Origin of the sequence: Methylobacterium sp. UNC300MFChir4.1, assembly GCF_900110155.1 — a bacterium.
Classification (GTDB): domain Bacteria; phylum Pseudomonadota; class Alphaproteobacteria; order Rhizobiales; family Beijerinckiaceae; genus Methylobacterium.
This window is the reverse complement of the sequence record NZ_FOCS01000010.1, coordinates 1-22,027: the sequence shown is the minus strand read 5'-3', so window position 1 is coordinate 22,027 and position 22,027 is coordinate 1. Positions and strand designations below refer to the sequence as shown.

At 70.7% G+C, this 22,027-nt stretch carries 18 protein-coding genes; 10 read left to right on the top strand and 8 right to left on the bottom strand.

All coding sequences use genetic code 11. The annotated features are described in order from the left end of the window. Window positions 1-254: 254 nt before the first annotated feature. Together hemH and BMY19_RS30910 are read left to right on the top strand one after the other, a co-directional pair. Window positions 255-1,337, top strand: a complete 1,083-nt coding sequence (hemH, locus tag BMY19_RS14855; RefSeq protein ID WP_020093374.1) for a ferrochelatase — start codon at window positions 255-257, stop codon at window positions 1,335-1,337. Between the two features lie 93 nt (window positions 1,338-1,430). Then, the gene (locus BMY19_RS30910) at window positions 1,431-1,589 is read left to right on the top strand and encodes a hypothetical protein (protein ID WP_020093373.1); all 159 of its coding nucleotides are present in this window, start codon (window positions 1,431-1,433) and stop codon (window positions 1,587-1,589) included. 46 nt (window positions 1,590-1,635) lie between these two features. Here BMY19_RS30910 and BMY19_RS14850 read toward each other — a convergent pair whose 3' ends face one another. Beyond that, window positions 1,636-2,559 carry a peptidylprolyl isomerase gene (locus tag BMY19_RS14850; RefSeq protein ID WP_100252140.1) on the bottom strand — a complete coding sequence of 308 codons (924 nt, stop codon included), beginning with the start codon at window positions 2,557-2,559 and terminating at the stop codon, window positions 1,636-1,638. A 261-nt stretch (window positions 2,560-2,820) separates the two neighbouring features. Between BMY19_RS14850 and secA the strand changes: the two genes are divergently transcribed. From secA to BMY19_RS14815, 7 genes are all read left to right on the top strand, one after another. Next, window positions 2,821-5,712: a preprotein translocase subunit SecA gene (gene secA / locus BMY19_RS14845; protein ID WP_100252246.1), complete on the top strand. Its 2,892-nt coding sequence runs from the start codon at window positions 2,821-2,823 to the stop codon at window positions 5,710-5,712. Window positions 5,713-5,719: 7 nt separating this feature from the next. After that, window positions 5,720-6,391 carry a dethiobiotin synthase gene (bioD, locus tag BMY19_RS14840; protein WP_100252139.1) on the top strand — a complete coding sequence of 224 codons (672 nt, stop codon included), beginning with the start codon at window positions 5,720-5,722 and terminating at the stop codon, window positions 6,389-6,391. 114 nt (window positions 6,392-6,505) lie between these two features. Further along, on the top strand, window positions 6,506-8,449 hold the full coding sequence (locus tag BMY19_RS14835; protein ID WP_100252138.1) for a potassium transporter Kup: 1,944 nt from the start codon (window positions 6,506-6,508) through the stop codon (window positions 8,447-8,449). 307 nt (window positions 8,450-8,756) lie between these two features. Then, the gene (locus tag BMY19_RS14830; protein WP_056525297.1) at window positions 8,757-9,161 is read left to right on the top strand and encodes a hypothetical protein; all 405 of its coding nucleotides are present in this window, start codon (window positions 8,757-8,759) and stop codon (window positions 9,159-9,161) included. A 158-nt stretch (window positions 9,162-9,319) separates the two neighbouring features. Beyond that, window positions 9,320-10,720 carry an adenosylhomocysteinase gene (gene ahcY, locus BMY19_RS14825; RefSeq protein WP_012317745.1) on the top strand — a complete coding sequence of 467 codons (1,401 nt, stop codon included), beginning with the start codon at window positions 9,320-9,322 and terminating at the stop codon, window positions 10,718-10,720. A 371-nt stretch (window positions 10,721-11,091) separates the two neighbouring features. After that, window positions 11,092-13,695 (top strand): sensor histidine kinase, encoded by a 2,604-nt coding sequence (locus BMY19_RS14820; protein WP_100252137.1) that lies wholly within the window; start codon window positions 11,092-11,094, stop codon window positions 13,693-13,695. Between the two features lie 37 nt (window positions 13,696-13,732). Beyond that, window positions 13,733-14,965: an MFS transporter gene (locus BMY19_RS14815; RefSeq protein WP_100252136.1), complete on the top strand. Its 1,233-nt coding sequence runs from the start codon at window positions 13,733-13,735 to the stop codon at window positions 14,963-14,965. A 219-nt stretch (window positions 14,966-15,184) separates the two neighbouring features. Here BMY19_RS14815 and tolB read toward each other — a convergent pair whose 3' ends face one another. The 4 genes from tolB to tolQ all read right to left on the bottom strand — a co-directional run bounded on the left by tolB (window position 15,185) and on the right by tolQ (window position 19,126). Beyond that, the gene (gene tolB / locus BMY19_RS14810) at window positions 15,185-16,522 is read right to left on the bottom strand and encodes a Tol-Pal system beta propeller repeat protein TolB (RefSeq protein ID WP_100252135.1); all 1,338 of its coding nucleotides are present in this window, start codon (window positions 16,520-16,522) and stop codon (window positions 15,185-15,187) included. A 66-nt stretch (window positions 16,523-16,588) separates the two neighbouring features. Next, window positions 16,589-17,926, bottom strand: coding sequence for a cell envelope integrity protein TolA (gene tolA / locus BMY19_RS14805; RefSeq protein ID WP_100252134.1), 1,338 nt, complete (start codon window positions 17,924-17,926; stop codon window positions 16,589-16,591). Window positions 17,927-17,935: 9 nt separating this feature from the next. Next, entirely contained in the window at window positions 17,936-18,382 is a 447-nt protein-coding gene (locus tag BMY19_RS14800; protein ID WP_020093363.1) for an ExbD/TolR family protein, read from the bottom strand. Window positions 18,383-18,409: 27 nt separating this feature from the next. After that, window positions 18,410-19,126 (bottom strand): protein TolQ, encoded by a 717-nt coding sequence (tolQ, locus tag BMY19_RS14795; RefSeq protein ID WP_012317751.1) that lies wholly within the window; start codon window positions 19,124-19,126, stop codon window positions 18,410-18,412. A gap of 308 nt (window positions 19,127-19,434) precedes the next feature. On the opposite strand from tolQ, the gene BMY19_RS14790 reads away from it, so the two are divergent. Further along, complete coding sequence (locus BMY19_RS14790; RefSeq protein WP_020093362.1) at window positions 19,435-20,223, top strand: HpcH/HpaI aldolase family protein; 789 nt, start codon at window positions 19,435-19,437, stop codon at window positions 20,221-20,223. A gap of 3 nt (window positions 20,224-20,226) precedes the next feature. Here BMY19_RS14790 and ybgC read toward each other — a convergent pair whose 3' ends face one another. The 3 genes from ybgC to BMY19_RS14775 all read right to left on the bottom strand — a co-directional run. Further along, a complete protein-coding gene (gene ybgC, locus BMY19_RS14785) occupies window positions 20,227-20,679 on the bottom strand; it encodes a tol-pal system-associated acyl-CoA thioesterase (RefSeq protein ID WP_091679884.1) in 453 nt (150 codons plus the stop codon). Window positions 20,680-20,769: 90 nt separating this feature from the next. After that, entirely contained in the window at window positions 20,770-21,495 is a 726-nt protein-coding gene (locus BMY19_RS14780; RefSeq protein WP_042669273.1) for a DUF4142 domain-containing protein, read from the bottom strand. Between the two features lie 367 nt (window positions 21,496-21,862). Beyond that, a partial coding sequence (locus BMY19_RS14775; protein WP_280141635.1) for a Holliday junction DNA helicase RuvB C-terminal domain-containing protein occupies window positions 21,863-22,027 on the bottom strand: 165 nt, incomplete at its 5' end.

The following is a 22,027-nucleotide window of genomic DNA, read 5'->3' as shown; positions in this document are numbered from 1 at the left end:
GATAGGAGGCGGACGCGCACCGTCATCGGCGCGGCGGTTGCGGCCGGGAGCCGCCCGTGTTTAGGGACGGGGGTCGAGCGCGCGGCCTGTCGCGGTGCGGCATGTCGCGTCCGCCCTTCGCCGGGCGGCTTCGCACCCTACATGGAAGCGCACCCGACGGGGTTTAAGCGCCGGCCAAGCCGAGGCGTACGCGCCGGCCGCCGGATATCGGAAGCCAGAGGAAGGATCTCGGCGCGCGGCGCCGGAACGCTGCCATGAACGAACGCGTCGAACCCGCCGCGCTGGCGAATGGCCGGCCCCTCGCACCGCTGCAGCCCGCGGCGAACACCCTTCCGGCCGACCACCCGAAGGTGGCCTGGGGCCGCGTCGGCGTGCTCCTGATGAATCTCGGGACACCCGAGGGCACGTCCTACTGGCCGATGCGCCGGTATCTCAAGGAGTTCCTGTCGGACCGCCGGGTGATCGAGGTGCCGCGGCTGATTTGGTGGCCGCTCCTCAACCTGATCATCCTGACGAAGCGCCCCGGGCCGAAGGGCCGCGACTACGCCAGCGTCTGGAACAACGCGCTCAACGAGGGGCCGCTGAAGACGATCACCCGCGGCCAGAGCGAGCGCCTCCAGGCGGCCATGGGCGAGTCCGTGGTGGTCGACTGGGCGATGCGCTACGGCAAGCCCGAGGTCGCCGGCCGGATCCAGGCGCTGCTCGACCAGGGCTGCGACCGCATCCTGCTGGTGCCGCTCTACCCGCAATACGCCGCCGCGACCTCGGCCACGGCCTGCGATCAGGCCTTCCGGGCGCTGATGGACATGCGCTGGCAGCCCACGGTGCGGGTCTCGCCGCCCTATCACGACGACCCGGTCTACATCGCTGCCATGGCCGATTCGATCCGCGAGGGCCTAGCCAAGCTCGACTTCGAGCCGGAGGTGATCCTCACCTCGTTCCACGGCGTGCCGCGGAGCTACCTGCTCAAGGGCGACCCGTACCATTGTCAGTGCCACAAGACCGGGCGCCTGATCCGCGAGGCGCTCGGCCTGTCTCCGGAGAAGATGCGGGTCACCTTCCAGTCGCGCTTCGGCAACGAGGAGTGGCTGAAGCCCTACACCGACGAGACGGTGATGGAACTCGCGAAGTCGGGCGTGAAGCGGATGGCGATCGTCGCCCCGGGCTTCACGGCGGACTGCCTGGAAACCCTCGAGGAGCTCGACGGCGAGAACCGGCACTATTTCGAGGAGAACGGCGGCGAGCGCTTCGCCTACATCCCCTGCCTGAACGACAGCGACCTCGGCATGCGGGTGATCGAGCACGTCGTGCGCCGCGAACTCCAGGGCTGGATCTGAGATCCCGGCCGGGATGCCGCTTGCGGCGCGGCCCGGCCCGCCTATTATTTTCCTAAGCCGAACGGGCCCATCGGTTCGGCGCGGGAGGATCACATGGCGTTCTTCATCGGCATCGCGTGTCCGTGGCTGCTGATCGCGGTGCTCGACAGGATCGCCGAGGGGCGCCGCGGCGCCGAACTCTCGGCCCTCGGCATCACGCCCCAGCCGGCCCCGGCGCGATCCAGCTACCTCGTCCCGGATCGGCCGTACTGACGACGGGGCGCGGCCCCGCGGGGCCGCGCCTGTCAGCCTTGAACCGTCACTTCTTCGGTTCGGGCGCGGTCTGAGCCGCCGGCGGCGCGTCGGCGCGGTCGATCTTGGCCTCCGAGCGGAGCTTCAGGATCATGTCCTGCTGCGCCTTGCGGATCAGGTGCTGGTCGATCTGCTCCTTGAGCTCGTCGAAGGTCGGCTGCGGCTTGGTCCGCTTCTCCTCGACCTTAATCACGTGCCAGCCGAACTGGGTCTTGATCGGGTCGGAGACCTGGCCGGGCTTCATCGCGAAGGCGGCGTTGGCGAAGTCGGGCACCATCCGCTCCTTGGTGAACCAGCCGAGATCGCCGCCCTCGGCCTTCGAGCCCGGGTCCTTGGACGCCTCGGCGGCGACCTTGGCGAAGTCCTCGCCGCCCTTGATGCGCGCGGCGATCTTCTTCGCCTCGGCCTCGTTGTCGACCAGGATGTGGCGCGCGTGCACCTCCTCCTCGGGCTTCATCAGCTTGACGGTCTGATCGAAGATCGCGTGCTCCGCCTCGGGCGTGACCGCGCGCTTGGCCTCCTGCTCCAGGTAGTCGTCGAGCAGGAGCTTGTCGCGGAAGTAGGCGAGCTTGCGCTTGAACTCGGGCGTGTCGCCGACCTTGGCGGCCTCGGCGGCCTGCGCGCCGACGCGGAGGTCGACCATGTAGTCGACGAGCAGGCTCTTCTTCTGGGCCTCGTCGACGCCGGGCAGTGACAGGGCCGGGTCATCGGCCGCGATGGCGAGGTCGCCCTGCGTGATCGGCTTGCCGTTCACGCTCGCCACGACCGCGTCGGCGCTCGGCGCCGCGGCCGGCGCGACGGGCGAGGCGGCGGCCGGCGTGTTGGCGGCCGGCGTGGGGGCCTTCTGGGGTGCCTGGGCCAGCGCCAGTCCCGGCATCGCGACCATGACGGCGAGCGCGCTGACGCGCCGGAGAAGGGCGGTGTTCGGCATACGGGCGAAGTCCTCGGCTCACGTCTCGGCGCCGCGCCGGATCGGCCGGGCGTCGCGCCGCGGCACAGGTGGCCCGCGTCGGGCGAGAAGGCAAGCGCGGCCATTTCACCGGTGCCGGAACCGTGACCGTACCGGCATGCGTTGAGCGCTGCCCCTTCCAGGTGCGCCGGGCGATGTTTACCTCTATAAGCCCGGCCAACTCCGTCCAGGCCGGCCCGCCACGCTCACCCGTGGGCGGGCTCGCGCGTCCGCAGGTCTATGATGCTCGGCTCCATCGCCAAGAAGATTTTCGGCTCCTCGAACGACCGCCGCGTCAAGGGCTACCGCCCGCGCGTCGCGCAGATCAACGCGCTGGAACCGGAGATCCAGGCCCTCTCGGACGAGGCCCTGCGCGCCCGCACCGACATGCTGAAGGCCGAACTCGCCAACGGCAAGAGTCTCGACGACATCCTCGTGCCGGCCTTCGCCACGGTGCGCGAGGCGGCCAAGCGCGTCTTCGGCCAGCGCCACTTCGACGTGCAGCTCATCGGCGGCATGGTGCTCCACGAGGGCGGCATCGCCGAGATGAAGACCGGCGAGGGCAAGACCCTGGTGGCGACGCTGCCGGTCTACCTCAACGCCCTGGAGGGCAAGGGCGTCCACGTCGTCACCGTGAACGACTACCTCGCCTCGCGCGACGCCGAGTGGATGGGTCAGGTCTACCGGTTCCTGGGCCTCTCCGTCGGCACGATCGTGCACGGGCTCGACGATGCGCAGCGCAAGGAGGCCTACGCCTGCGACATCACCTACGGCACCAACAACGAGTACGGCTTCGACTACCTGCGCGACAACATGAAGTACGAGCTGTCCCAGCTGGCACAGCGCGGGCACAACTTCGCGATCGTCGACGAGGTCGATTCGATCCTGATCGACGAGGCGCGCACGCCGCTGATCATCTCAGGGCCGGTGGATGACCGGTCGGAACTCTACGTGGCGGTCGACGCGCTGATGCCGCGCCTGCGCAAGGAGTTCTACGACCTCGACGAGAAGCAGCGCACGGTCTCGCTGACCGAGGAGGGCAACGAGTTCATCGAGGAGGCGATGCGCGAGGCCGGCCTCCTGAAGGAGGGCGACCTCTACGACGCCCACAACGTCACGCTGGTCCACCACGTGAACCAGGCCCTGCGCGCCCACACGCTGTTCACCCGCGACAAGGACTACATCGTCAAGAACGACGAAGTGGTGATCATCGACGAGTTCACGGGCCGCATGATGCAGGGCCGGCGCTACTCGGAAGGCCTGCACCAGGCGCTGGAGGCCAAGGAGCGGGTCACGATTCAGCCCGAGAACCAGACGCTCGCCTCGATCACCTTCCAGAACTACTTCCGCCTCTACAAGAAGCTCGCCGGCATGACCGGAACCGCCTCGACCGAGGCCGACGAGTTCGCCGAGATCTACAAGCTCGACGTGGTCGACATCCCGACCAACAAGGAGGTCGAGCGCGTCGACGAGGACGACGAGGTCTACCGGACCGTCGGCGAGAAGTACGAGGGCATCATCGCCGAGATCGACAAGGCGCATGCGCGCCACCAGCCGATCCTGGTCGGCACCGGCTCGATCGAGAAGTCGGAGCACCTCGCCGAGATGCTCAAGAAGGCCGGCTACAGCCTGCTCGACTACTCCGACCCGAACGCGCTGACCGACGTCTACGCCGCCGCCCGCGAGGGCCGGGTGACCAAGCGCTTCGCCGTGCTCAACGCCCGATTCCACGAGCAGGAGGCCTACATCGTGGCCGAGGCGGGCGTGCCGGGCGCGATCACCATCGCCACCAACATGGCCGGCCGCGGCACCGACATCAAACTCGGCGGCAACCTGGAGATGCGGATCGAGAAGGAGCTGGGCCACCTCGCCGACGGTCCGGAGCGCGACGCCGCCATCGCGGCGATCAAGGCGGAGATCGCCGAGAACCGCACCAAGGTGCTGGCCTCGGGCGAGCCGGCCGATCCGGAGGCGGGCCGCAAGAAGGCGCTGCCCGGCGGCCTCTACATCATCGGCACCGAGCGTCACGAATCGCGGCGCATCGACAACCAGCTCCGCGGCCGCTCCGGACGCCAGGGCGATCCCGGCCGCTCGAAGTTCTACCTGTCGCTTCAGGACGACCTGATGCGCATCTTCGGCTCCGACCGCATGGACGGGATGCTGCAGAAGCTCGGCCTGGAGCAGGGCGAGGCGATCATCCACCCGTGGATCAACAAGGCCATCGAGAAGGCGCAGCAGAAGGTCGAGGCGCGCAACTTCGACATGCGCAAGAACGTGCTCAAGTACGACAACGTCATGAACGACCAGCGCAAGGTCGTGTTCGAGCAGCGCCGCGACTTCATGGGCCAGGACAGCGTCCGCGAGACCGTGGACGAGATGCGCGAGGGCGTGATCGACGACCTCGTCGCCCGCCACATCCCGGAGAACGCCTACGCCGAGCAGTGGGACGTCGCCGGCCTGCGCGAGCAGGTGAAGGAGATCCTCAACCTCGACGTGCCGGTCGAGGACTGGGCCAAGGAAGAGGGCATCGCCGACGAGGAGATGCGCGAGCGCCTGCTCAAGGCGGCCGAGATCGCCTACGCCGAGCGGACCGAGAAGAACGGCGCCGAGGTCACGGCCTATATCGAGAAGCAGGTCCTCCTGCAGACGCTCGACCATCTCTGGCGCGAGCACCTCGTGACGCTGGACCACCTCCGGCAGGTGATCGGCTGGCGCGGCTTCGCCCAGCGGGACCCGCTGAACGAGTACAAGTCCGAGGCCTTCGACCTGTTCAACGGTCTCGTGACCGCCCTGCGCGAGCAGGTGACCGCGCAGCTCTCGCGGGTCGAGATCATGATGCAGGAGCCGCAGGAGGGATACCCGCCCGGCGGTCCGGCGCTGCCGCCGATGTTCGCCCAGCATCTCGACCCGGTCACCGGCGAGAACGAGATGGACTACGCCGGTCTCGGCTCGGGCAGCGACGGCGGCGGGGGACCGGCCTACGGCTTCGCGGCGCAGGGCCTCGCGGCGGACGGCGCCGTGCTGGAGCGCGACCCGACCGACGTCGCCACCTGGGGCCGCGTCGGCCGCAACGAGCCGTGCCCGTGCGGCTCGGGCAAGAAGTACAAGCACTGCCACGGCAGCCTCCAGGCCTGAGGCGGGGATGCCCGCGCGGGCGCTGTTCATCGCCGGGGCCGGGACCGAGATCGGCAAGACCTACGTTACCGCCGCCCTGACGCGCCGCCTGCGGGCGCAGGGCCGGACGGTGCGGACGGTGAAGCCGCTCGCGAGCGGCGTCCCGCCGCTGAGCGATCCCGGCTTCGTCGAGAGCGACACCGCCCGGCTGCTGGACGCGCAGGGGCTCGCCCTGGACGAGGAGGCCGTGGAGGCCTGCTCGCCCTGGCGATTCGCGGCACCGCTCTCGCCGGATCAGGCCGCCGTGCTGGAGGGGCGCTCCCTGGACCTCGCCGACCTTGTCAGCTGGTGCCGGGCTGAGATCGCCCGCACCCAGGACACGCTGCTGATCGAGGGTGTCGGCGGGCTCATGAGCCCGGTCACGGAGGCCGCCACCGGCCTGGACTGGCTCCGCGGGCTCGGCGTCCCGGCGCTCCTCGTCTCGGGGAGCTATCTCGGGGCGATCAGCCACGCGCTCACGGCCTGCGAGACCCTGCGGCTCCACGATGTGCCACTGCGCGCGGTGGTGGTCAGCGAGAGCCCGGGCGCGCCGGCGCCCGCCGCGACCGTGGCCGCGGCCATCGCCCGTCATGCCGGCGCGCCCGTATTCTGTCTGCGCCGTGGCGACGCCTGCCCGGAGGAGCTGACCGGCTCGATCTGAGCGCCGCGACAGCGTCGCTGGACGGCGCGGCCGTGGCCCCTAGCTTTACCGCCACGGCGTCGCGCCCGGCGCCCGGATGGTCGAGGCCGGGTGGCGCCGTGGGGGAATCCTGCGGTGAGCCAGACCCTTGCCTCGGCGGCGAGTCCCCGATCCGAGACCAGCGCGGTCGACGCGGAAGCGGCGCGCGACAGGCTCCGGCCGGCCCTCGTGTTCGGCGCGCTGGGCGTCGTGTACGGCGACATCGGCACGAGCCCGCTCTACGCGTTCAAGGAGGCGGTGAAGGCCGCGACCGCCGGCGGCGCCTCGGTTGCTGCGGCGGCCACCGGCGCGGTGTCGCTGATCCTGTGGTCGCTGATCCTGATCGTGTCGCTGAAATACGCGGTGCTGATCCTGCGCGCCGACAACCGGGGTGAGGGCGGCATCGTCGCCATGCTGGCGCTGCTCGGCGCCCGTCAGGCCCGGCCTGGCACGTGGAAGGCGCTGCTCCTGGTGGTCGGGCTGGTGGGCGCGGCGCTGCTCTACGGTGACGGCGCGATCACGCCGGCGATCTCGGTGCTGTCGGCGATCGAGGGCCTGAAGGTCGACGCGCCGTCACTCGGGCCGTACGTCGTGCCGATCACGCTGGTGATCCTGGTCGGTCTGTTCCTGGTCCAGCACAAGGGCGTCGCCGCCATCGGCCGGGTGTTCGGACCGGTCATGCTCGTCTGGTTCGTCGTCCTCGGGCTCCTCGGGATCGCCGGGATCGTCGCCAAGCCCGAGATTTTGGTGGCGGCCAACCCGTTCCGGGCCGTCGATTTCATGCTCCATGGCGGCTGGCACGTCAGCTTCGCGATGCTCGGCGCGGCCTTCCTGGCGGTGACCGGCGGCGAGGCGATGTACGCCGATCTCGGCCATTTCGGCGCCCTGCCGATCCGCATCGCGTGGTTCGCGCTGGTCCTGCCGGCGCTGGTGCTCAACTATTTCGGCCAGGGCGCCCTGCTGATCGCCGCGCCCGACGCCCTGGAGAACCCGTTCTTCCGCCTCAGCCCCGACTGGGGCCATCTGCCCCTGGTCGCGCTCGCCACGATGGCGACCATCATCGCCTCGCAGGCGATCATCTCGGGCGTGTTCTCCCTGACCCAGCAATCGGTCCAGCTCGGCTTCCTGCCGGCCATGCGCATCGTCCAGACGGCGCACGAGGAGCGCGGCCAGATCTACGTGCCGGCGGTGAACTGGCTGCTCGCCGTGGCGACCCTGACGGCCGTGGTGGTCTTCGGCTCCTCCGACGCCCTGGCCGGCGCCTACGGCATCGCGGTCTCGATGCTGATGGGCATCACCACGCTGCTCGCCGCGCTGATCGCGCTCCGCTGGGGCTACAACCCGATCCTGGTCCTCGCGGTCAACGGCTTCTTCCTCGCCATCGACCTCGTGTTCTTCTCCGCCAACAGCGTGAAGCTGTTCGAGGGCGGCTGGTTTCCGCTGCTGCTCGCCGGGCTCGTCGCCGCGATGATGCTGACCTGGAAGAAGGGAAACGAGCTGGTCGAGGAGGCGAGGGCCGCCCTGCGCCTGCCGGAGGACGTCTTCCTCGGCGGTCTCCAGCACCGTGACCTGCTGCGGCTGCCGGGCACGGCCGCGTTCCTCTCGGCGGCCGAGCACGGCATCCCTCTGCATCTCTCGCGCTTCGTCGAGCGCAACCACGCCCTGATGGAGCGCATTCTGATCATCACGGCGCTCTACGAGGAGACACCCACCGTCCCGCGCGACCGGCGCGCCCACGTGACGATCCTGGCGCCGGATTTCTACCGGGTGATCCTCCGCTACGGCTTCATGGAGGAGGCCTCGATCCCCGAGGGACTGGCCTGCGCGGTGGAATCGCGCCACCTGCCGCCGCACGTCCTCGACGACATGACCGTCTTCGTCGGGCACGAGACGATCATCCCGCGACGGGACAAGCGGGGCATGGCGCCCTGGCGGGAGAACCTGTTCGCCTTCATGCAGCGCAACGCCGAGCGCACCGGCGCCTTCTTCGGCGTGCCGACCCGGCAGGTCGTCGAGGTCGGCACCGAGATCGAGATCTAGGCCCCGGCCCGAGACATTCCCGCCGCCCGGCAAGTCACCGCGGCGGCGCGGTCCAGAACAGGCCGAGTCGTGCGCAGAGATCGGAGCACCCGCCCGGCCGCGATGTGCCTCGATCTGATCCCGGCGATTGACGCCGTGGCGCCCCTGGACGCTGCGCCGGTCCGGACCTGTTTCCAGCGCCGGCTCGCCGATGCACGGAAACTTGAGGCCGTTCCGCCGCTCCTCAGGGAACCGTAGCCTTCCGCCGTCGTTCCGCCCCGACGCAGGCGTCGCGCCCCCGGGGCGCGCGCCGGAATGGAGAGACAGCATGAACAGGGATCATCTCGAGGGCGGCGTTCGCCATCTGCGCGGCCGGATCAAAACGGCGGCGGGCGCGGTGCGCGGCCGGGCCGTCGACCAGCTCGACGGCGCCTACGATCAGGCCGCCGGCGCTGCCCAGTACGCCTACGGCGAGGCCCGGGATACGGTCCGCGACCTGCGCGACGGCGGCGAGCACCTCGTCGAGGAGGGGCGCGCCCGGTTCCGCGACGCCAGCGAGCGCGGGCACGCCCTGGCGGACGAGGCGCTCGAGCGCGGCCAGCACTACCGCGACCGCGCCGTGCGCCACGGGCGCACCCTCGCGGCGCGCGCGGACGAGAACCGCGGCACGACCCTCGCCCTGGTGGCCGCCGTCGCGTTCGGCCTCGGGTGGCTGGCGCGGCCGACCCGCTGAGCGGCGGGCGGGACCTGATCCGGAGCGGGGCGGGCGTTCGCGCGGCCGCCCCGCCGATCAGAACGCATAAAGACATCTTTATGTCTTGATTGCTTCGTAGGCCGCGCGGTGGTAGGGGGTTGCCCCGACCCGCAACGCGAACACGGAGCCATCGACTCATGGCCAAGGATTACATCGTCAAGGATATCGGGCTGGCCGATTACGGCCGGAAGGAGATCTCGATCGCCGAGACGGAGATGCCGGGCCTGATGGCGGTCCGCGAGGAGTACGGCGCCGCGCAGCCCCTGAAGGGCGCGAAGATCGCCGGCTCGCTCCACATGACGATCCAGACCGCCGTGCTGATCGAGACCCTGAAGGCGCTCGGCGCCGACATCCGCTGGGTCTCGTGCAACATCTACTCGACCCAGGACCACGCCGCCGCCGCCATCGCGGCCGCCGGCATCCCGGTCTTCGCCGTGAAGGGCGAGACCCTGGAGGAGTACTGGGACTACACCTCGCGCCTGTTCGACTGGCACGACGGCGGCATGCCGAACATGATCCTCGACGACGGCGGCGACGCGACCATGTTCGTCCATCTCGGCCTGCGCGCCGAGAACGGCGACACCGCGTTCCTCGACAAGCCGGCCAGCGAGGAGGAGGAGGTCTTCTTCGCGCTCCTCAAGCGCAAGCTCGCCGAGAAGCCGAAGGGCTGGTTCGCCGGTCTCGCCGACAGCATCAAGGGCGTCTCCGAGGAGACCACCACGGGCGTCCATCGCCTCTACGTGCTGGCCAAGGAGGGCAAGCTGCTCTTCCCGGCGATCAACGTGAACGACTCGGTCACCAAGTCGAAGTTCGACAACCTGTACGGCTGCAAGGAGTCGCTGGTCGACGGCATCCGCCGCGGCACCGACGTGATGATGGCCGGCAAGGTCGCGATGGTCGCGGGCTTCGGCGACGTGGGCAAGGGTTCGGCCGCGTCCCTGCGCAACGCCGGCTGCCGCGTGCTCGTGTCGGAGATCGACCCGATCTGCGCGCTCCAGGCCGCCATGGAGGGCTACGAGGTCGTGACCATGGAGGATGCGGCCCCGCGCGCCGACATCTTCGTCACCGCCACGGGCAACAAGGACATCATCACCATCGACCACATGCGGGCGATGAAGGACCGGGCGATCGTCTGCAACATCGGCCACTTCGACAACGAGATTCAGGTCGCCGGCCTGAAGAACCTCAAGTGGTCGAACATCAAGCCGCAGGTGGACGAGATCACCTTCGCGGACGGCCACCGCATCATCCTCCTGTCGGAGGGTCGCTTGGTGAACCTCGGCAACGCCACCGGTCACCCGTCCTTCGTGATGTCGGCCTCGTTCACCAACCAGACGCTGGCCCAGATCGAGCTCTGGTCCAACCCGGGCAAGTACCAGAAGCAGGTCTACACCCTGCCGAAGACCCTCGACGAGAAGGTCGCCGCCCTGCATCTGGAGAAGATCGGCGTGAAGCTCTCGAAGCTCCGCCCCGATCAGGCCGCCTATATCGGCGTCTCCGAGAGCGGCCCGTTCAAGCCCGAGCACTACCGCTACTGAGCCCGCATCGCCGGTGGCGCGGACGGCCTCGTTTCCGGGGCCGGCACCGTGCCGCCGCGATCCGGCGGCGCGGCCCGGTGGAGAGATTTGGAGGCCCGGCGCGCTGCGCCGGGCCTTCTCGTTTGTCAAGCGCAGACGGCCGAATCGAACTGTGTCTTCTGTGTGTCGTTAACGGCTGATTATGCCGACTTTGCCCAAAGCCACGCTTCGTTCCCCTTCCGGGGCGATTCCGCCGCACCTAGAGTGCGGGCGAATCTTAGATCGATGGGGCTGCGGCGGTTCGGGAGAATCGCCGCGGGAACGGTGCCTTCTGCGCCGCGCGGCGACGCGCGCCGGTCGGACAGCCATCGGGTACGGGGGCAGGGCAAACCATGGGTGTCGGTCGTGCGACACACGTTCGGATCGGCGTGGGCGCGCTCGCGCTGACGACGGCGAGCGCGGCCTTCGCCGAGCTGCCGGAGGCCGCCGCCGCGCATCCCGCGCGGGAGATCCACAGCGTGGCCGCCCTGGCGATCTTCGGCGGCCTCGTCGCCTTCGCGGTGATCCTATCGCTCCTCCACCTCTACGAGCGCGGCCGGTGGACCCGCCGCGAGCGCGAGCTCGCCGCGACCCTCGACGTCCTGCGCGGCGCCCATGACCGGGCCGAGATGCTCCTCAACGCCGAGCGGCAGATCATCGTCACCTGGGATCATCGCAGCGAGCCGGTGGTCGAGGGCGACATCAGCCTCGCGATCCACGGCGAGCGGCCAACCTCCGGCTACGCCCGCCGCGTCCTGGCCTTCGGCACGTGGCTCGTCGCCGCGGACGCGGCCGCCGTCGAGACCGCCGTCGAGACCCTGCGGGCGCGCGGCACCAGCTTCGCGCTGAGCCTGCGGACCCAGACCGGCCGCAACATCGAGGCCCACGGGCAGGCCGTGGCGGGGCGGGCGCTCCTGCGCCTGCGCGAGACCAGCCAGGAGCGCTGCGAGATCGCCGACCTGCGCGCGACCCTGGACGAGACCCGCCGGGGACTCTCGGCCCTGTCGGGGCTCCTCGACGCGATCCCCCAGCCGGTCTGGCGGCGCAACCGCGACGGTGGTCTGAGCTGGATCAACGCCGCCTACGTGGCGGCGGTCGAGGCGGAGAGCCGCGAGGCCGCCCTCGACGCCGGCCTGGAGCTGTTCGACCGGCCGGCCCGCGAGACGATCGCCCGCGAGGAGGCGGCCCGGTTCGCCGGCCTGACCCGGAGCGTCCCGCGCCTCTCGGCCATCGTGGCCGGGAACCGGCGGATGCTCGACGTATTCGAGACCGGGCTGGAAACCGGCCGCGTCGGCATCGCCATCGACGTGTCGGAACTCGAGAGCGTCCGGGCCGACCTGCAGCGGCAGATGAACGCCAACGTGCGGACCCTGGACCAGCTGCCGACCGCGGTCGCGATGTTCGACGTCTCGCAGCGGCTGATCTTCCACAACGCCGCCTACCGGCAGCTCTGGGATCTCGATCAGGCCTTCCTCGACGGGCGTCCCTCCGACGGCGAGATCCTCGACCACCTGCGGGCGGAGCGGAAGCTCGAGGAGCACGCGGATTTCCGCGGCTGGAAGCAGGGCGTGCTGTCCGCCTACCGGGCCGCGGAGGCGAACCAGACCTGGTGGTACCTGCCCGACGGCCGAACCCTGCGCGTGGTCGCGGACCCGAACCCGCAGGGCGGCCTGACCTACCTGTTCGACGACGTCTCCGACCGCCTAAACGCCGAGTCCCGCTACAACGCCCTGCGCCGCCTGCAGGCCGAGACCCTGGACACGCTGGCCGAGCCGGTGGCCGTGTTCGGCGCGGACGGGCGCCTGTCCCTCGCCAACCGCGCCTTCTTCACCGTGTGGCGGCTCGACCCGGAGATGATCGAGGAGCGCCCGCACGTGGACGCGGTGATCGCTGCCTGCCGGGCGCTCGCCCCCGTCGAGGAGCCGTGGCTCGACATCCGCGACGCGGTGGTCGGCCTCGAATCGCGCACGGCCCGGACCTGCCGCCTCGAGGTGGTCGACGGCACCGTGCTCGACTGCGCCGCGCAGCCGCTCCCGGAGGGCGCGACGCTCCTGACCCTGATCGACGTCACGGCGAGTGTGAACGTCGAGCGGGCGCTCACCGAGAAGAACGATGCCCTGGAGAAGGCCGCGCAGCTGCGCGACACCTTCGTGCACCACGTCTCCTACGAGCTGCGCTCCCCGCTCACCAACATCATCGGCTTCACCCAGCTTCTCGGCGACGAGACCGTCGGCGCGCTCAACGACCGCCAGCGCGAGTATTCCGACCACATCATGCGCTCCTCGGCGGCGCTGCTCGTCATCATCAACGACATCCTCGACCTCGCCTCGATCGACGCCGGCTCGCTGGAGCTGCAGCGGGAGGAGGTCGACGTCCAGGCCACCGTCGAGGCCGCCGTCCGCGGCATCGAGGACCGGCTCGCCGAATCGCACATCACCCTCGCCCTCGACGTGCCGGAGGATATCGGCAGCGTTCACGCCGACGGGAAGCGGGTGCGCCAGATCCTGTTCAACCTGCTCTCGAACGCCGTCGGCTTCTCGGATGCCGGCCAGCGCGTGGAGGTCCATGCCCGCCGGACCGCGCAGGAGCTTCTCCTCAGCGTGCGCGACCACGGCCGGGGCATGCCCCCCGAGATCGCCGATTCGGTGTTCAACCGCTTCGAGAGCCACACCCTCGGAACCCGCCACCGGGGCGTCGGCCTCGGCCTGTCGATCGTGCGCTCCTTCGTCGAGCTGCACGGGGGACGGGTGCAGCTGGAGACCGCGCCGGGCAGCGGCACCCGCGTCACCTGCACGTTCCCCACCGACCTCGCGGGAGAGGGCCGGCGCGCGCCGCCGCTCGAACCCGAGCCGCCCGTCCTGTCGCCTCCTCCTCCGCCGCCGCCGCGCAAGCCGACCCTGACCCTGCAGTCGAGCAGGCCGGAGCCGCCGACATCCGACCGGCGAACGTCACCGTAGCGCTTGATTCCGCGGCCGGTCCCGCGCAGCAGGAGGCATGTCCGCGCATGATCGTTCCGGCTGGGCCGTCTTCGGCATCGGCGACTTCCGCCTGTTCGGCTCGGCCCGGTTCCTCACGGGCCTCGCCTACCAGATGCAGGCGGTGGCGATCGGCTGGTACGTCTACGACCTGACCCATTCCGCCCTGGCGCTGGGCCTTGTGGGCCTCGCGGGCTTCTTGCCCGCGGTGCTGTGCGCGCTGATCACCGGCCACGTCGCCGACGCCTACGACCGGCGCCTCGTCGGCGCCGCGGCCTTCGCGCTCCAGAGCGCGGCGAGCCTCGGCCTCCTCGCCTGCGCCCTCGCGGGCGTGCACTCCGTCTGGCCGATCTACGCCCTGGTCATCGTCGTCGGCACGGCCCGGGCCTTCGCCAACCCGGCCCTGCAGGCGCTGCTCCCGACCCTGGTGCCCGGGCCGCTCTTCGGCTCGGCGATCGCGTGGAACGCGTCCCTCTGGCAGAGCGCGTCGGTGATGGGGCCGGCGCTCGGCGGCTTCCTCTACGCCCTCGGACCCGCCGTCGTGTTCGGCGGGGCAGGGGGCAGCTTCGCCCTGGCCAGCGCCCTGACCCTGCTGATCCGCTACCGGCCGGCGGCGGTGAGCGAGCGGCCGCCGATCACCTGGGCGGCGCTCTCGGCCGGGATCGACTACATCCGCTCCCAGCCGGTGGTGCTCGGGGCGATCAGCCTCGACCTGTTCACGGTGCTGCTCGGCGGCGCCACGGCGCTGCTGCCGATCTACGCCGCGGAGGTCTTGCACGTCGGCCCGCTCGGCCTCGGCGCGCTCCGGAGCATGCCGGCCTTCGGGGCTGTCGCCATGGCGGTGCTGCTGGCGAACTACCCCCTGCGGCGCCACGCGGGCGTGCGCATGCTCCGCGCCGCCGCGGTGTTCGGGGCCGCCACGGTCGCGTTCGGGCTGTCGACGTCGCTGCCGCTGTCGATGGCCTGCCTGTTCGTCACGGGCGCCGCCGACATGATCTCGGTCTACGTGCGCCAGACCTTCGTGCAGGGCGAGACGCCGGACGCGATGCGCGGCCGCGTCTCGGCGGTGAACACGGTGTTCATCGGCGCCTCGAACGAGCTCGGCGAGTTCGAATCGGGGCTGCTCGCCGCCGCGATCGGCGCGGTCCCGGCGGTGGTGGTCGGCGGGGCCGCGACGGTCGGGGTCGCGCTGCTCTGGGGCAGGCTCTTCCCGGCGTTGAAGGCGCGCGACCGGCTGATGGTGCAGGGATAGCGCGCCTTCGCGCGGCTCGGGACGCGACGCGTCCCGGATGACGGCCGTGGCGATCGTGGCGCAGCGAGCCGGCGCCGCACGAAACGCGGGTCCCCTCTCCCGTATGGGGGAGGGGTAAGGCGCAGCTCTCTCGACCGGAGCTGCCGTCCTGCCGAACCGTTGCACCAGAATCGGGAACGGCCCCGGAGCCCGCCCCGTGAGCCGGGCTCCGCGACGCGCTCAGCGGCCCGACAGCAGCGGCGACCAGGTCGGGTCGGACGCGTAGGCGGGCGTCGGGACCGGCTGCTCCACCTTGCCGGTGATGTCGACCATGAACAGCTTGCCACCGCCCTGGCCGCCCGGATCGCGGAAGAACAGCACGTACTGGCCGTTCGGCGCGAAGGTCGGGCCCTCGTTGTGGAAGCCCTCGGTGAGCACGCGCTCGCCGGAGCCGTCGGGCTTCGAGACGCAGATGGCGAAGCCGCCGTTGCGCTGGCGGGTGTAGGCGATCAGGTCGCCCCGGGGCGAGAAGGCCGGCTGCGAGGCCGAGCCGGGGCCGAAGGTGATCCGGTGCGGGTTCGAGCCGTCCGCCCCCATCACGTAGACCTGCTGGGAGCCGCCGCGGTCGGACTCGAAGGCGATCTGCGACCCGTCCGGCGAGTAGGTCGGCGAGGTGTCGATCGCCATGCCGTTGGTGATCGAGCGCTGGGCCTTCGAGGCGAGGTCCATCGTGACGATGTCGGCGTTGCCGCCCTGCTGGACGCTCATCACGATCTTGCGGCCGTCCGGCGAGAAGCGCGGGCTCGCGCTCATCGAATCGACGTTGCCGAGCGCCTGGCGGGAGCCGGTCTCCAGGTTGATCATCTGCACCCGCGGCTGGTGGCCGGTGGCCTGGGCCATGAAGGCGATGTCCTGCGTGGCCGGCGAGTAGCGCGGGGCCACGATCGACATCTCGCCGGTGGTGATCGCCCGGACATTGGCGCCGTCCTGGTCCATGACCATCAGGCGCTTGCGGCGGTTCTCCTTGGGGCCGGTCTCGTCCACGAAGGCGATGCGGCTGTCGAACCAGGGCCCGAGGCCGGTGATCTTGGTGTAGACCCCGTCGGCGATCAGGTGGCCGGTGCGCCGGACGTTGGCGGCGTCGGTGCCGTATTGCTGGCCGGTCATCTGCTGGCCGTTGGTCACGTCCCAGAGCCGGAACTCGACCTTGACCCGGCCGCCCTCGCGGACGACCCGGCCGGTGACGAGGCCCTGCACGCCGGTGGCGCGCCACTTCTCGAAGTTCGGCGCGGCGTCGAAGTTCGGCTGCTCGGGGAAGCGGGCGTGGTCGAGCGGCGTGAAGTAGCCAGAGCGGCGCAGGTCGTTGGTGACCACGCCGGAGACGAGGCCCGCGAGGCTCGGGTCGCCGCCGAAATCCGCGATGGCGATGGGCATCGGCTGGAAGTTGCCGCCGCCGATGCGCAGCTGCAGCTGCGCCTGGGCCGGCCCCGCCAGGAGGCCCGTCACCATCACGAGGAGCGCGAGCAGGCGCGCGGCATAGGACGTCGGGAGGCGCCCGACGGAGGGGAGGTGCAGCATGGTGGGTCGGATCCGAGTGACGATCAGACGGGAACGCGGGGACGGCGGGACACTGGCTGGAAGACCTCAGGTCGCCGTGAACTCGAACTCCGCGTTGATGGCCTTCCAGTCGTTGTAGTACGGCGCGTAGGTGGCCGGAATGTTGTACGGCGCGCAGCGGCGGACCGCCCGGAGCGCGGCCTGCGCGATCGACTGATCGACCGCGCTCGCCCCGCCGCGCATGATCCGCGGCTCCGTGCTGAGCGAGCCGTTCGGGTTCAGGCGGATGTCGAGAACCGGCAGGACCACGCCCTGGGCCGCGCCGGGGGGCGCCGAATAGCACCGCTCGATCTGCTGCTGGAGCAGGCCGACCAGGGCGTCGCGCAGCGACGGCGAGAGGCGCTGCGCGTTGCCGGTCGCGGCGCCGAGCGCCGCCACCTTCTGCACCGCGTGGCCGGTGGCGCCGGTCGACTGCGACGGCGCCTTCGAGGCGAGCATCGAGCGGATGTCGCCGGCGTTGAACTTGTCGGCGAGCTCGGCCTGCTTGCGCGCCTTGGCCTCGGCATCGGCCTTGGCCTTCGCGTCCGCCATGGCCTTCGCCTTCGCCTTGGCGGCGGCCTCGGCTTTGGCGGCCGCCTCGGCCTTCGCGGCCTCGGCTTTCGCCTTGGCGGCGGCCTCCGCCTTCTCGCGCTCGGCTTCGGCCTTGGCCTCCGCGATCTCCTTCTGACGCTCGGCCTCGGCCTCGGCCTTGGCCTTCGCGTCGGCGGCCTTCTTGGCCGCTTCCTTGGCCGCCTCCTTGGCGGCTTCGGCCTTCTTCGCGGCGGCCTTCTGGGCGGCCGCCGCGGCCTCGGCTTCCTGCTTCTCGATCAGCTTCTCGAGCTGCTCGCGCTTCTCGGCCTCGGCCTTCGCGACCGCCTCGGCCTTGGCCTTCGCCTCGGCCTTGGCGGCGGCAGCCTTCTCCGCGGCGGCCTTCTCGGCCGCTTTCTCGGCCGCCTTGGCGGCGGCTTTCTCGGCGTCGCGCTTCTCCTGCGCCGCCTTCTCAGCCGCCTTGGCGGCCTGGGCCGCCTCCTGCGGATCGGGCTCGGCGCGCAGCGGCATCTCGTCCGCGTTGGCGAGCTTCATCTCGGCCGTGCGGGTCGGGGCGGTCGGCGCGTCCTGCTTGGAATTCTCGGGCTCGCGGTCCTCGAACTTCTCGGCCTTGCGGTCGGCCCGCGAGGTGGCGTTCGGCATCGGCTTGTCGGCCTGACGCTCGCCCTTGGTGATCTCGGAGAACTGGTTCTCGGTGATCACCTCGACGGGCACGCCCTCCTGGGCCTCCGGCAAGGCCGGGGCCGCGACGCTGACCAGCGCCAGCGCGAGGAGCGCGACGTGGGTGCCGGCGGAGATCCAGACACCCGGTTCCTTGCGGTCGAAGCGGAACTCCACGGGACGGCCCTACTGATGCTCAGGCTCGGTGACGAGGGCGACCTTCTTGAAGCCGCCGCCGGTCACGATCGCCATCACCTGCGCCACGCGGCCGTAATCGACCCGCTTGTCGCCGCGCACGAAGACGCGCTCCTCGGTCCCGGTCTTGGCGGTCTCCATGAGCTTCGGCACGATCGAGTCGTCGGTGAGCTCGTCCTCGCCGAGGAAGACCTGGCCGGTCTGGCGGATCGACAGGGTGATCGGCTTCACGTCGGAATTGAGCGGCGAGGCCTTGGATTGCGGCAGGTCGAGGGGGACGCCAACGGTCATCATCGGCGCCGCGACCATGAAGATGATCAGGAGCACGAGCACGACGTCGATGAACGGCGTCATGTTGATCTCGTTGATGGGTCCGCCGCGGCGGCCCCGGCGCCGGCGGCGCTTGCCGCCCTGCGATGCGCCCGCTGCCATGCCCATGGATCGGTCTCCTCTGGATCAGCCGGTTCAGGCGGCGAGCGGCAGGCGCTCGTCGATCTGGCGGGAGAGGATGGCGGAGAACTCGTCGGCGAAGCTCTCCAGCCGCGACTGCGCCTTGGAGACCTCGGCCTGGAGCTTGTTGTAGGCGAGCACCGCCGGGATCGCGGCGAACAGGCCGATGGCGGTGGCGAACAGCGCCTCGGCGATGCCGGGGGCGACGACCGCGAGCGAGGTGTTCTTCGAGGCCGCGATCGAGGTGAACGCGGTCATGATGCCCCAGACGGTGCCGAACAGGCCGATATACGGGCCGGCCGAGCCGATCGAGGCGAGGAACAGCAGGCGCGACTCCAGCCGCTCGACCTCGCGGTGGATGGTGACGTCGAGCTGCTTCTCGATGCGCTGCGACAGCGACTGGATCTGCCGGCCGGAGCCCTCGAACGAGCGCTTCCACTCGCGCATGGCGGCGACGAAGACGGCGGCGAGGCCCGTGGCCGGCCGGTCGTTGAACGAGCGGAACAGCTCCTCCAGGGAGCGGCCGGACCAGAAGGCGTCCTCGAACGCGTCCATCTCGGCCTTGGTCCGGCGGAACAGCAGCGTCTTGTCGACGATGATCGACCAGCACCAGATCGAGGCGCTGAGCAGCCCGATCATCACGATCTTCACGACGAAGTGGGCCTGCAGGAACAGGCCGAGCAGCGTCATGTCGGCGACAGGCGCGGCCTGCATCGCGTCGGCTGGGTTCATCCGTCGAGGTCTCCTGCTCCGGATCGCGATGCGCCGGGCGAGGCCCGCGTCCGCCGGATCCGTGAGCGATATCAACGCTGTCGCCCGCGAATCTGTCGAAAGTAAGGGCCGTCGACGGCCCCCGCGCCCCGCCGTGGCATCGCCTCCGTTAAGGGCGCGGCAGGGTTAAGGATCGGTTTCGATCCGGGCGATCCTGAGGCATGTGCCGCCGTCCGACGGGCCTTCCGGGCTGGACCTGTCGAAAGCGCCTCCCGTATGGTCGCGGCCCACGGCGCCGAGTCGACAGCCCTGAGATCCGCAGGACGCGCATGACCCTCCCCGTTCCCAGCCTGCCCGATCTGCTGCCCACCGGCCCGGCCCGGTTCCTGGGCTGGTCCATGATCGCCGACCCGATGTTGGCCGGCTTCCTGGCGCGCGCCGGCTTCGACGCCGTCCTGCTGGATCAGCAGCACGGCACTTACGACTACAAGACGTCGTGTGCGGCGATCACCGAGGTCGCCCTCGCCGGCAAATCGACCCTGGTGCGCGTGCCGGTGGGCGACTTCGCCATGGTCTCGCGGATGCTCGACGCGGGCGCGGCCGGCGTCGTGGCGCCGATGATCAACACCGTCGCGGATGCCGAGGCCCTGGCCGCGGCCGCGAAATTCCCGCCGGTCGGGCAGCGGAGCTGGGGACCGGACCGGGCCATGTGGCTCTCGGGGCTCCGGAACGGCGCGGACTACCTCGCGGGCGCCAACGATCGGGCGCTCACGATCGCCATGTGCGAGACCGAGGCGGGGATCGCCGACCTGGAGGCGATCCTCGCCGTGCCGGGCATCGACGGCGTCCTGGTCGGCCCCGCCGACCTGTCGATCGCCCTGTCCAAGGGGGCGGCCATCGACCCGCTGGGATCGGCGGTCACGGCGGCCCTCGGGGAGATCGCGCGCAAGACCCGGGCGGCGGGCAAGATCCCCTGCGCCTTCGCGCCGTCGCCGGCCCGGGCCCGGGAGATGGTCGGGATGGGCTACCAGCTGGTCTCGGTCGAGTACGACGCGCTGACCATCGTCAACGCCTTCGCGCGGGTGCTCTGCGAGGCCGACCCGGCGCGGGCCGGCTGAGGTCTAGGCGGCCTCGCCGGGCGCGAGCCGCCGCCGCAGCGCGTCCGGGAGGCGGACGGCGCGGCCGTCCCGCACGCAGGCGACCGTGACCTCCGCGGAGACCAGCACTTCGTCGCCCCGTCGGACGTCCTGGGCGAGCTGCATCGAGGCGCCGCGCAGGGCGCGCGTGCGGGTCACGACGGTGAGCAGGTCGTCCATCCGGGCCGGCCGGAGGAAATCGAGGCTCATGCGCCGCACCACGAAGACGAGGCCGCGTGCGTCGCGGTGCAGGTCCGACTGGTCGCCGGCGAGTTCCCGCAACAATTCGGTGCGGCCGCGCTCGAGGAAGCGCAGGTAGCTGGCGTGGTAGACGAAGCCGGAGAAGTCTGTGTCCTCGTAGTAGACGCGCACGCCCATCCGGTGGGGCGGGGCACCGTCCTCCGCGGATCCATTCTTGGCGGGCTCGATCGCGCTCATGCGCCCCTTTAGCGACGGGCTGTGCGACGGCGCAACACGACGAGGGCCGCCCTGGGGCGGCCCTCGCGCAGATCACGCCATGCGCGGCGCTCAGCCGCCGATGCGGGCCGCGAGGCTCGCCGAGTGGGCGTGCTCGTCGGCGATGTAGGGCAGGGCCTCGGTGGCGAACTTGCGGCCCTGGGCGTTGTCGCCCTGCTTGGCGTAGGCGTCGTAGAGCGCCAGGGTGCGGGCGTCCGAGCGGGCCTGCTGGTCAATGTAGGTCCGGTCGAAGGCCCGGCCGTTCGGGGCCGCCTGGAGCTGCGCCAGACGCGCTTGGCCGCGCTCGCCGAGGGCCACGCGGCGGCCCGGCTCGGCCGGGCTGTTGTCGACGATGCCGACCGCGCCGAGGGCGCCGCCGACGATGCCGGTGCCGATGTTGGCGGCTACCGTCACCGGCGCGAGCACCAGGCCGACCGGGTTGCTCAGGTCGGTGCGGATGCCCTGGTTGTCGGAGACCACCGAGCCGTTGCGGGTGAGGGAGGTGTTCGGCGGCAGCAGCGCGTCGGTGGTCGCCTTGCGCTCGACGAGGACGCGGTTGGCGTAGTTGCGGACCCGGGGGTTGCGCGACCGCTGGAGGGCGATCCGGCTCGCCTCGATGCTGGCGGCGTCCGAACGCAGCGCCTCGGCCCGGAAGGCGGGCGTCTCGGTCGCGGCGGCGCCGACGCCGTCCTGATTGGCGAAGGGCAGCACGCGGATCGGCAGGGCGTCCTGCGCGAAGGCGGGCGCCGAGATGGCGGCGACGGACAGGCCGAGCACGGCGAGCGTGAGTTTCTTCATGGCGGAAGTTTATCCCTGACGTTGTTCTTGAGATCGCGAAGATCTGCCGCGATCGGAGGGCAGGACCCTGATCGGGACAGCCTTGCCGGCGCCGAGCGGACCCGGCGCGGTCGCCTCCCCAACTGTCGCGTTTCGGCGCTGTTCCACGCGATCCGGCAGTTTTTACACTTACGTGATCGACGAGATCCCCGCCTAAGCTTGGCAATATTGTTCCGAGACGATCGACAAAATGGCTGTTACGGCAGCGACTTGCCGAGATCGCGACGCGGAACTCACCCGTCTGCCGCGCGCAGCATCGCGCGATCCGCGCATGTGCCCGGTGAAATGCTGGTCCGAATTCAATGCATGGAGACGCGTTGACCGGTCCTCAGGGCTCTCCGTCACCGAAGAAGCCGAACTGCCCGGGCGTCTCGCGCTTCGGTTCCGGCATCTGCATGTGCCGGTAGGCGTGTCGGGTGAGGACGCGTCCGCGGGGTGTGCGCTGCACGAAGCCGCGCTGGATCAGGTAGGGCTCGATGATGTCCTCGATCGC

Excerpts from the sequence above, each read along its gene's own strand:
- hemH (WP_020093374.1), top strand. The coding sequence starts at position 255 with ATGAACGAACGCGTCGAACCCGCCGCGCTGGCGAATGGCCGGCCCCTC.
- BMY19_RS30910 (WP_020093373.1), top strand. The coding sequence starts at position 1,431 with ATGGCGTTCTTCATCGGCATCGCGTGTCCGTGGCTGCTGATCGCGGTG.
- BMY19_RS14850 (WP_100252140.1), bottom strand. The coding sequence starts at position 2,559 with ATGCCGAACACCGCCCTTCTCCGGCGCGTCAGCGCGCTCGCCGTCATG.
- secA (WP_100252246.1), top strand. The coding sequence starts at position 2,821 with ATGCTCGGCTCCATCGCCAAGAAGATTTTCGGCTCCTCGAACGACCGC.
- bioD (WP_100252139.1), top strand. The coding sequence starts at position 5,720 with ATGCCCGCGCGGGCGCTGTTCATCGCCGGGGCCGGGACCGAGATCGGC.
- BMY19_RS14830 (WP_056525297.1), top strand. The coding sequence starts at position 8,757 with ATGAACAGGGATCATCTCGAGGGCGGCGTTCGCCATCTGCGCGGCCGG.
- ahcY (WP_012317745.1), top strand. The coding sequence starts at position 9,320 with ATGGCCAAGGATTACATCGTCAAGGATATCGGGCTGGCCGATTACGGC.
- BMY19_RS14820 (WP_100252137.1), top strand. The coding sequence starts at position 11,092 with ATGGGTGTCGGTCGTGCGACACACGTTCGGATCGGCGTGGGCGCGCTC.
- BMY19_RS14815 (WP_100252136.1), top strand. The coding sequence starts at position 13,733 with ATGTCCGCGCATGATCGTTCCGGCTGGGCCGTCTTCGGCATCGGCGAC.
- tolB (WP_100252135.1), bottom strand. The coding sequence starts at position 16,522 with ATGCTGCACCTCCCCTCCGTCGGGCGCCTCCCGACGTCCTATGCCGCG.
- BMY19_RS14800 (WP_020093363.1), bottom strand. The coding sequence starts at position 18,382 with ATGGGCATGGCAGCGGGCGCATCGCAGGGCGGCAAGCGCCGCCGGCGC.
- tolQ (WP_012317751.1), bottom strand. The coding sequence starts at position 19,126 with ATGAACCCAGCCGACGCGATGCAGGCCGCGCCTGTCGCCGACATGACG.
- BMY19_RS14790 (WP_020093362.1), top strand. The coding sequence starts at position 19,435 with ATGACCCTCCCCGTTCCCAGCCTGCCCGATCTGCTGCCCACCGGCCCG.
- ybgC (WP_091679884.1), bottom strand. The coding sequence starts at position 20,679 with ATGAGCGCGATCGAGCCCGCCAAGAATGGATCCGCGGAGGACGGTGCC.
- BMY19_RS14780 (WP_042669273.1), bottom strand. The coding sequence starts at position 21,495 with ATGAAGAAACTCACGCTCGCCGTGCTCGGCCTGTCCGTCGCCGCCATC.